Consider the following 2163-nt stretch of genomic DNA (forward strand, 5'->3'; position numbering starts at 1 on the left):
GATTGATCGAAGCGATCCGAGCATGAGACAGGCTGCAAGGCCAGCTCGTCGGGCTTGACCTTGCCCCCAAGTTTTATCCAGTTCTGAGTTCGCCCCGACTGTTGGATTTACCCGGTTGGGCGGTGGGAGCGACGGGAGCTGGCGCGGAGCCCTCGACATAGCGCAGCGCCAGATCCCGTCGCGGATGGCAGGTGAAGGCGAACTCGGACGGCGTCTTCCATCCGAGCTGCGAGTGTGGTCGTGCATCGTTGTAATCGGCTCGCCAACATCCGAGGGCAATGCGGGCCTGGGCCAGCGACGTGAACAGCGTCTCGTTCAGGAATTCGTCCCTCAAGCGCCCATTGAAGCTCTCGATGAAGGCGTTCTGCATGGGTTTGCCCGGCGCGATGTAGTGCCATTCGACGCGGCTGTGATCCGCCCATGTCAGGATGGCGTTGCTGGTGAGTTCGCTGCCGTTGTCGCTGACCACCATCTTCGGCTTGCCGCGCTCGATCACCAGCCGGCCCAGTTCCCGCGCCACCCGGGTGCCGGAGAGCGAGGTGTCGGCCACCAGCGCCAGACATTCGCGGGTGCAGTCGTCGACCACGGTCAGGACGCGGAAGCGGCGGCCGTCCGTGAGCTGATCGGACACGAAGTCGAGCGACCAGCGATCGTTGGGCACCATCGGCACCGTCATCGGTGCCCTGGTCCCGATCGCCCGCTTGCGGCCGCCACGGCGGCGCACTGCAAGCTTCTCTTCCCGGTAGAGCCGGAACAGTTTCTTGTGGTTGATCAGGTAGCCTTCCCGCTTGAGCAGCACATGCAGCCGCCGGTAGCCGAAGCGGCGGCGCTCCTGGGCGATCGCCCTCATGCGCTGGCGAAGGCTGGCATCGTCAGCCCGAGTCGTCTGATATCTCATGGTCATGCGGCAGCAGCCGATGGCTTTACACGCCCGCCGTTCGCTCATCCCGAATGCGTCTCGCAGATGGGCGACAGCTTTCCGCTTGGCCGCGGGCGTCACCATTTCTTTCCCACGAGATCCTTCAGCGCCGCATTGTCCAGCATGGCGTCGGCCAGCAGCCGTTTCAGCCGCGTGTTCTCGTCCTCCAGCGTCTTCAGCCGCTTGGCCTCCGAGACCTCCAGCCCGCCAAACTTGGCTTTCCATTTGTAGATGCTGGCGTCGCTGACGCCATGCTTGCGGCACAGATCGGCGACCGAAACGCCGGCCTCGTGCTCCTTCAAAATCCCGATGATCTGCTCTTCCGAAAAGCGGCTGCGCTTCATGCTCTGGTCCTTGTCGTGGGCCAGAACGAACTTCAAACTGGATTAAGCCCAAGGGGCAAGGTCAGGCTGCCCAACCATAAGTCCGCGTTTTTACACAGCCTGGGTCACAAGCGGCGGTCCGGCCGCTCATCTCGTCATGTCCGGTTTTGCTCTGCGAGCGGCCTTTGCGGCCGCTCAAAGGCAGTTCGGCTGAGGGCCAATAGCCGTCTTATGCCGACTTATCGCCATACCTCGTGGCAGATGCAGACTGCAACCTCAGCGCTGCAGAAGCGACAATCCGAGATATCAGTGCCATTGAGGGATATTGCGCCGAAAAATCTAATATCCCAGGGTAGTAGTTGCTTAATCTTCACAATCTAGCGTCGACCACACAACGAGGCTGGTATGAAGCTTTTGTCCGTCGTGTTTCTTGTTGGCCTGAGCGGGACGGCCCTGGCTCAACAAGAGGCTGTCGAAGTCGGTAAAGCGATGGCCGAGCAGCTCAAGCCTTACAGGGAATGCCTCAAGGCCGAAGTCGCCAAAGCAGCGTCCAAGGAGCAAGCTCAACTTATCGTTCAGGAAGCGTGCGCAGATTTACGCCTCGGCATCAGATCCAAGCTAATAGCAACCGTCCACCAGATACTGAATCCTGTCCCCCCGTCTTTCAACCCTGACGCAGCTGCTGATGGTGCATTGAAGATAACGCAAGTAGGGGCCTATTACGACTACACCGGCGAGGTTCGCGCTTTTCACCAGAGGCTTAAAAATCAAGCCGACGAACGCAAGCAAACGCGTCCTTGAGAAATCAGTGGCAATACCAAAGTCGGCTAATGGGATGGTCCGCCGTGCTCCGGCCCTACCAGCATGAGAAGCTGGCAAGGGGCGCTCAAGACAAGGAGCACGCCATGTCTCAGAAAATCA

2 protein-coding genes are annotated in these 2163 nt (G+C 60.1%); one reads left to right on the forward strand and one right to left on the reverse strand.

Features of this window, described 5'->3' with window-relative positions; translation table 11 throughout:
- Positions 1 to 73: 73 nt before the first annotated feature.
- A protein-coding gene (locus KJQ96_RS38360) for an IS3 family transposase (protein ID WP_156439539.1) occupies positions 74 to 1263 on the reverse strand; the annotation gives its coding sequence in 2 pieces (ribosomal slippage) (positions 74 to 1014 and positions 1014 to 1263; 1191 coding nt in all).
- Between the two features lie 384 nt (positions 1264 to 1647).
- Here KJQ96_RS38360 and KJQ96_RS38365 point away from each other — a divergent pair.
- On the forward strand, positions 1648 to 2043 hold the full coding sequence (locus tag KJQ96_RS38365; protein ID WP_213291140.1) for a hypothetical protein: 396 nt from the start codon (positions 1648 to 1650) through the stop codon (positions 2041 to 2043).
- Positions 2044 to 2163 lie beyond the last annotated feature (120 nt).

The organism is Bradyrhizobium sp. sGM-13, assembly GCF_018398875.1.
Taxonomy (GTDB): domain Bacteria; phylum Pseudomonadota; class Alphaproteobacteria; order Rhizobiales; family Xanthobacteraceae; genus Bradyrhizobium.